At 72.1% G+C, this 7066-nt stretch carries 8 protein-coding genes; 4 read left to right on the top strand and 4 right to left on the bottom strand.

Going from position 1 to position 7066, the window contains the following annotated elements; all coding sequences use genetic code 11:
• The coding region (gene traC, locus D7X74_RS37270) for an outer membrane exchange accessory lipoprotein TraC (protein WP_233602422.1) at positions 1-1637 on the top strand (1637 nt) is incomplete at its 5' end.
• Position 1638: 1 nt separating this feature from the next.
• Here the strand turns inward: traC and D7X74_RS37265 are convergent.
• Complete coding sequence (locus D7X74_RS37265) at positions 1639-2889, bottom strand: MFS transporter (RefSeq protein WP_120537740.1); 1251 nt, start codon at positions 2887-2889, stop codon at positions 1639-1641.
• Between the two features lie 234 nt (positions 2890-3123).
• Between D7X74_RS37265 and D7X74_RS37260 the strand changes: the two genes are divergently transcribed.
• Positions 3124-4029 (top strand): AEC family transporter, encoded by a 906-nt coding sequence (locus D7X74_RS37260; protein ID WP_120537739.1) that lies wholly within the window; start codon positions 3124-3126, stop codon positions 4027-4029.
• A gap of 25 nt (positions 4030-4054) precedes the next feature.
• Here the strand turns inward: D7X74_RS37260 and D7X74_RS37255 are convergent, their stop codons facing one another.
• Both D7X74_RS37255 and D7X74_RS37250 read right to left on the bottom strand, forming a co-directional pair.
• Positions 4055-5071, bottom strand: coding sequence for a hypothetical protein (locus D7X74_RS37255; RefSeq protein ID WP_120537738.1), 1017 nt, complete (start codon positions 5069-5071; stop codon positions 4055-4057).
• A 141-nt stretch (positions 5072-5212) separates the two neighbouring features.
• Entirely contained in the window at positions 5213-5422 is a 210-nt protein-coding gene (locus D7X74_RS37250) for a hypothetical protein (RefSeq protein ID WP_120537737.1), read from the bottom strand.
• A gap of 276 nt (positions 5423-5698) precedes the next feature.
• On the opposite strand from D7X74_RS37250, the gene D7X74_RS37245 reads away from it, so the two are divergent.
• On the top strand, positions 5699-5917 hold the full coding sequence (locus D7X74_RS37245; RefSeq protein ID WP_233595930.1) for a hypothetical protein: 219 nt from the start codon (positions 5699-5701) through the stop codon (positions 5915-5917).
• Positions 5910-6218: a hypothetical protein gene (locus D7X74_RS37240; RefSeq protein WP_120537735.1), complete on the top strand. Its 309-nt coding sequence runs from the start codon at positions 5910-5912 to the stop codon at positions 6216-6218. The genes D7X74_RS37245 and D7X74_RS37240 overlap by 8 nt, the downstream gene beginning before the upstream one ends.
• On the opposite strand, the gene D7X74_RS37235 is transcribed toward D7X74_RS37240, so the two are convergent.
• Positions 6219-7066, bottom strand: an 848-nt coding sequence (locus D7X74_RS37235; protein WP_120537734.1) for a hypothetical protein, incomplete at its 5' end; no start/stop codon positions are given.

Here is a 7066-nt window from a genome sequence, read left to right as displayed (position 1 = left end):
ATACGCGGGTGCCGGTGCTCGTCACGCGCGAGGAGATCGCGGACGAGCTGCCCTCGCGCGGCGAGCAGCTGGTGTGCGTGGACTCCGACGCCGCGAGCCTTTCGCGCCAGTCGTCCGAGGACCTGCCGTCCGCCACCAAGCTGCTGGTGCGCGTGCTGGAGCTGGACCCGGACCATGACGGGGCCCGGGCCCTGCTCGCCCAGACGCTGGAGGCGCGCGTGGGGGTGGCCCTGGGGCTCCTGAAGGAAGAGAAGCTCCAGGACGCCCGCGCGGAGCTGGACGCGGTGCTGGCCGTGGCCCCGGACCACACGTCCGCCCGCAAGGGCGTGGACGCGGTGCAGGTGGCGTGGGCGAAGCGCTTCTTCGCCAGCGCGGACACCCTGGAGAAGGCGGGCAAGCTGGGCAACGCGCTCCTGGCGTACGTGCGCGCGGACCAGGAGCGCGTGGGGGCCACGGCGGCCCGGGAGCGGGCAGAGGCGGTGCGGCTGAAGCTGCGCGACGAGGTGGCCTTCCTGGTGGTGGCCGCGCCCGTGGACGACAAGGCCCAGGCGCCGGATGTCGCGCAGCGGCTGGGCGCGGGACGGCTGGCCACGTTCCTGCCCACGCAGCTGCCCCTGAAGGTCGTGACGGAGGCGCCCCCTGGACGGGTGGGCGTGAAGCTGGAGCTGGCGCTGGAGCGCGTGCTGCCCCTGAAGGCGGTGGAGGAGTCGCAGCGCACCAAGCGCTACCTCGCGGGCAACCGCTCCGTGCCCAACCCCAAGCGCGGCCAGTTCGAGACGAAGCTGCTGGAGACCGAGCGCACGCTGGAGACGGTGGAGCGCAAGCAGGCCGCGGTGCTGCGCGAGTACCTGCGCGCCCAGATGGAGCTGGGCACGCTGCGCGACGCCGCCGAGCGGTGCCGCGAGCGGGAGAAGCGCGAGTGCCGCGAGGCGCTGGTGGAGTGCGGCGAGGAGGCCCGCGACGCGAAGAAGCCGGGCAGCATCCCCGGCGAGTGCAACCCGGAGCGCTGCTCGGGGCAGTGCACCCAGGACGAGGGCCTGATGGTGCAGAAGGCCAAGGCGGCGCGCGTGCTGGAGACGGCGGTGCAGGTGGCCCTGGACAAGGCGGAGACGCAGCGCACGGAGGTGCAGCGCAACCGCGACGCCGTCTTCCGCGAGCCCATCACCGTGGAGGAGCCCATGTATTCGGACTTCGTCTACGACGTGCAGCTGCACCGGCTGACGGTGACGGCCACCGTGACGGCGGTGATGCGCGACCTGCTCACGCCCCAGCAGGTGCCCGCGCCCAACACGCAGGACTACGCGGTGCTGCACGAGGACGTGGCCCACAAGGGCTATGACCGCTACGGCGTGCTCGCGGACCCCGTGCAGCTGCGCAACGAGCTGGAGCTGCGCGTGGACGCGGGCGACAAGGCCGTCGCGGACCTGGCCAAGCGCGTGAAGGAGCGCTTCGACGTGTATCGCGGCAAGCGCGTGGAGGACGCCCGGCGCGGCATGGTGCGCCCCGGGGCCGAGGACGTGGTGGAGACCGCCGTGCGCGCGCTGCTGCTCACCGCCGACGCGCCCCCCCAGGACGTCCTCCAGCCCGTCGCCCGCGCGCGCGGCCTCACCCGGCCGGAGGCGCTGCTCGGGCAGTAGCTCAGTCCAGGCTGGCGCTCATCTCCGGGCGCTCCAGCCGCAGCGCCTCCACGCGCCTGCGCCTCGCGCCCGCGATGGCCAGGTGCCACGCGCCCGCCGCGAGGCCCAGGACGCAGCAGCCCGCCCACAGCGCGGAGGCGTTGACGTGGCCCAGCACCGCGCCGCCCAGCGCGGGCGCGATGCTGGACGCCAGCCCCCACATCATGTGGTACGCGCCCTGGTAGCTGCCGCGCAGCTCGGTCGGCGCCAGGTCCGCCACCACCGAGGGCGCCACGGGTGACTGCGCCATCTCCCCCAGCGTCCACACCGCCACGGCCAGCATCGCCCACGGCACGCCGGTGGGCAGCGCGTGCAGCCCGAAGCCCACCCCCGTCAGCAGGCCCGCGAACGCCAGCGCGGTGGAGCGCCGCACCCGGCCCACGAGGCGGTTGACGAACGGTTGCAGCGCGACGATGAGCACGCCGTTCACCGACATCACGAGCCCGTAGTCGGCAGGTGTCAGGCCCCGCGCGGCCAGCGTCACCGGCAGGCTCATGTGGCTCTGGAAGAAGATGAGGGCCAGCGCGAAGATGGGCAGGCAGAACGCCAGGTACACGCCGTCGCGGAAGGGCGTCAGCAGGTCGCCCAGCGTGGAGCGCGCCGGGGCCCCCTCCACCGCCGCCGGCCGCGTCTCCGGCACCAGCACCCAGACGCAGCAGCCGTAGAGGAACGTGGTCACCGCGTCCGCGATGAAGAGCAGCCGGTAGCCCAGCCCCGCCAGCAGGCCCGCCAGGGGCAGCGCGATGGCGAAGCCCAGGTTGATGACCCAGTAGAGCATCCCGTACGCCCGCGCCCGGTCGCGCGCCGGCACCACGTCCGCGATGGCCGCCGACACCGCCGGCCGGTACAGCTCCCCCAACAGCCCCAGCAGGAAGGCCGCGACCGCGATGCGCCCCAGCGTCTCCGAGAAGCCGATGAACACCATCGCGCCCGCGCCCAGCCACAGGCCTCCCGCGAGCGTCAGGCGCCGGCCCACCCGGTCCGCGAGCATGCCGCCCAGCGGCGCCGCCAGCACCGCGCCCGCGCCGTTCAGCGACACGATGAGGCCCGCCTGCTCCACGCTGAAGCCGCGCTCGCGCGTCAGGTACAGCGCCAGGAAGGGCGCGACGAAGGCGCCCAGCCGGTTCACGAAGGTGCCCACCCACAACACCCAATAGGTGCGGGGCAGGCCACCGCCACCGAGCGCTCTCAACACCGTGGCAACGGGATTCATACAGGGGGCCCGACGGGGACGCGGCGTCAGGACTGACGGACCGCGCGCGCCACAATGCGCCCGCGTCCCGCGCCTTTCCATGACCTTCCACCTCCTGCGCGGCGGTTGGGGCCTCATGCATTCCATCCGCGTGGAAACGCGCATTCCCGGGGCGTGTTCGGGAGGCTGGACTTCTCGGGTGGGCTCCTCCAGGTTGCGCCGCCACCGACACGGGAAGGCGGGACGAAGCAGGGCATGGGTCAGGTCATCGGACTGCTGGGGGTGTGCCTGGTGCTGGGGGTGCTCGCCCGCCGCAGCGGCCGGTTCCCCGAAGCCACGGCGTCGGTCTTCAACGTCTTCCTGCTCAACGTGTCGCTGCCCGCGCTGGTGCTGCGCGCCATGCACCGGCTGGAGTTCGTCCCCGGGCTGGTGGTGGCCGCGGTGGCCCCCTGGCTGCTCTTCGTGGGCTCCAGCGTCTTCATGCGCCTGTTGGGCCCCCGGCTGGGACTGTCGCGCGAGTCGGTGGCGGCGCTCGTCCTCACCGCGGGCCTGGGCAACACCGCCTTCGTGGGCCTGCCCATGGCCGCCGCGCTGCTGGGCCCGGACGGCATGGCGGTGGCGGTGGTGGTGGATCAACTGGGCTCGTTCCTGGTGGTGGCGACGCTCGCCACGCTGACGGCCGCGAAGGCCCACGCCCAGGCCTCGCTGTCCGTGCGCATGCTCGTGCGCAAGGTGCTGGTGTTCCCCCCGTTCCAGGCGCTGGTGCTGGCGCTGGTGCTGCGGCCCTTCGCCTTCCCGGACTGGATGGACTCCGTGCTGCAACGGCTGGGGGACCTGCTCACGCCGCTGGCGCTGTTCCTCGTGGGCTTCCAGCTGCGGCTGGGCGGACTGCGCGCCCGGGTGCCGGCGCTCGCGCTGGGGCTGTCCTACAAGCTGGTGCTCGCGCCGCTGGTCGCGCTGGCCGTGGTGGCGTTCATGCCGGGGCTGGCGCTGGTGGTGAAGCAGACCACGGTGCTTCAAATCGCCATGGCGCCCATGGTGACCGCGGCCCTGCTCGCCGCCGAATACGAGCTGGATCCGGAGCTGGCGGTGCTGATGGTGGGCGTGGGCATCCCGCTGTCGTTCCTCACCGCGCCGCTGTTCATGGCCCAGGTGCACTGACAGGCACCCGGGCCCCGCGCTCACGCTAGAGCTGGCGGATGAACACGGCGTTGAGCTTGTTGTTCGCCGCGCCCGGCGCGCTCTTCACCGTGAGGCGTCCGTCCGACACCGCGACGCGCGCAAGTCCGGTGGTGTAGCCGTAGCCGGTGGGCAGGCCGCTGAGCACCACGGTGTCCTCCGCCTGGATGCGGTAGGCCCCCACGTAGTTGAACGGCTCGCCGGCCAGCATGCTCACCTCGTAGACGCCGTTGGGGACGGCGATCTCCCAGACGCGCTCGCCGCCCTGCTGCAGGCGCGCGTGGCGCTGCGCGACGATGTCCACGTCATGGCCCGCGTCCACCATGTTGGCCGTGTTGTCCACGTTCCACCCGTAGGTGAAGCCGAACTGGCGCGCGCCGTAGATGAGCCCGTTGTCCGGCAGGTAGCCGTAGTTCTCCAGCGGCGGGTTGGACGCGGGCTGGAAGTTGATGTCGATGCCGAACTTCCGCTTCACCTCCAGGAAGGCGAGCTTGTTGTTCACGGCCGGGCTGCTGCTGCTCACCGTGAGCCTGCCGTCCTTCACGTCCACCAGCTTCACCGCTTCGAAGAAGTGCTGGTCCGCGCTCGGCGTGCCGCGCAGCACGTCGCCGTAGTATTCGACGCTGAAGGCGAACTCGCTGTCGGTGAAGTCAGGGTCGCCCGCGACGAGCCGCACCTCGTAGTAGCCGTTGGGCACGGCCAGCTCCCAGGTGAAGTTCGCGCCGTTCTGCGTGCGGATGAGCGTGTCGTACGCCTGCGACGGGACGTTGGGGTTGTTGCGGTCGCGCGTGTTGGCGGTGTTGTCCTGGTTCCACCCGTACGTGAAGCCGTTGCCCCGGTTGCCGTACACCTGGCCGGAGTCCGCCACGAAGCCCGCAGGCACCGGCGCGCTCGCCGGCTGGAAGTTCACCCGCAGCTCCAACGGGACGAACGGGGAGAAGGGACCGGGGGACTGGGCTTGCGCGGGCGCGCCCGCCAACGTCAGGCCCAGCGTCGTGGCGGCGGACAGCAGGAAGCGCTTCATCGGGAACCTCGGAGGCAAAAAAAGAGGGGAATCGCGGCTTACCGCGACTCCCCCGTGCCTCCGCACTGTTTTCAATCCCTTGCCGCCACGGGTGGATGTTCTCCGGGCGGGCCTGTCACCGTGAGGAAGGGCGCTCTGGGGTTACGCGAGCGCGGTGGTCTCGAAGGAGAGCTCCACGCCGTTGGGCTTCACGCGCATCTGCGGACGTGACAGCACGTGGCAGTGGGGGCAGTAGCCGTGGGCGCCCGCGGGCGTGGCACGGATGAAGACCGCGCCTCCGCACACCATGCAGCCCTCGGGAAGATCGAAGTCGGCGAATCGCTCTCCGCTCTGGGTCTCGAAGTGGGTCATGCCATTGAGTTAACGCAGGATCCGCTGGACACAAGGAGACTGAAACCTGCCCGCGAGGACCCGGTTCGCCGCCCCGCCCCTCCTCTCAGGGACAGCAGCCGGATGACAGCGCCCGGCTGCAAACGTTACCGGGGGTCCACCGACTGACCACCTGCCGACACTGCAACCTGTTGTCCAGGCTGGAGCGGGCTGGCACGGGACTTCCATAGCGCACCCCCTCGGACAGCAACGGGACGGGGGAGGCGTGGGATGGGTGCAGGGACGACAGTGAAGGTCATGTGCGACCGGAAGGGCTGGCGGGTGGACGTCACGCCTTCGGAGGGGGACCTGCGGCGCTACCGCTACGCAAGCGAGGCCCAGGCGCGCTACTTCGCGGCGGTGTTCGCGCTGGGGCCGAGCGTGCTGCCTCCCAAGGACCATGCGCGAAGGCGGCAGGGGGCCCGCTTGCCTCTACCCATGCGGCCGGGTTTCGGAGAGGCTGCGATGCATGAGTGATGCTTCCAAGCCCAAGCCCTTCATCCTCCCCAACCGGCAGCACGTCACCAAGGAGCCGGACCCCGGGGGCCGCTGGTCCGCGCAGTTCCCGGAAATGATTGGCTACTCCAGCCAGGGCGGCGGCAAGGTGCCGGCCGACTTCGGATGGAACACCAACCCCAAGCAGTGGCAGGAGGAGCTCACGCCGCAGACGCTGGCGGAGCGCTTCGAGGAGCTGCGCATCCTGCCGCCGAAGAAGGACGCCCCGGCGCTGCCCGCGTCCGGTGGCCCTCCGGCGCTGCCTTCGACGCCGAAGCCGTGATCAACTGAACGGCAGGCTGGCCAGCCGCTCGCGGAAGCGGGCGAGCAGGTCCCTGGCGCCGGCCTCGTTGAGTCCCGCGGACGCTTCCTGACGCCCCTTGCGCAGGAAGACGTCGAAGGGCGCCGAGCGGCCGGAGAGCGCGCCCGCGGCCGTCACCGCCTCCTCCAGGACGCGCGCCGCGCCCGGTGAGCCCAGCTCCAGGTGCATGTCCACCTGCTCCAGCCGGACGCCGCTCGCCGCCCACACCGCGCGGTCATGCACGGTGAGCCAGGTGCGCGTCATCTCCTCCATCGCCTCCTCCAGGAGCGCGAGGAAGGGCTCCACCAGCCCTGGCAGCACGTCCGGCCCCAGCTCGGGCTTCGCGCCCGCTTCGCGCAGCCGGCCCCGCGCCGCGACGATCTCGCGCTTGGTGGGCGTGCGCAGCGCGAGCGACGGCGACAGCGACACGAAGGCCGCGAGGCTCTCCTCCGCCTGCCGCGCCAGCGCGGGCCGCTGGGCATCCGTCGCCTTCGCCGCGCGCTCCATCCGTCCCTGCAGCGACCGGCGCAGGTCCGCCGCCGCGCCCCGCAGGGCCACGCGCGCGCCCACCTGGTGGGCGTAGCCGGGCACCACGTCCTCGCGCCGCACGTCGGCGAAGGCCGCGGCGGTGAGGTAGACGAGGTCGCCCACGCGGTTGCGGAAGTCCGCGCGCGACGCGGCCAGCTCCGACATCAGCGTCCAGCGGTCGCTCACCACCTCCGGCCGCCGCATCTGCACGCCCAGCTCCTGCACGCGCCTGGCGAGCCGTTCAGCGCTGGCGTGCAGCACGGCCTCCGCTTCCTGCGCGCGGCGCTCGTCGGAGCTGGAGG

The organism is Corallococcus sp. CA047B (genome assembly GCF_003612065.1).
GTDB lineage: Bacteria > Myxococcota > Myxococcia > Myxococcales > Myxococcaceae > Corallococcus > Corallococcus praedator.
The sequence above is the reverse complement of the archived record's forward strand: the minus strand, read 5'-3'. Positions and strand labels throughout refer to the sequence as shown.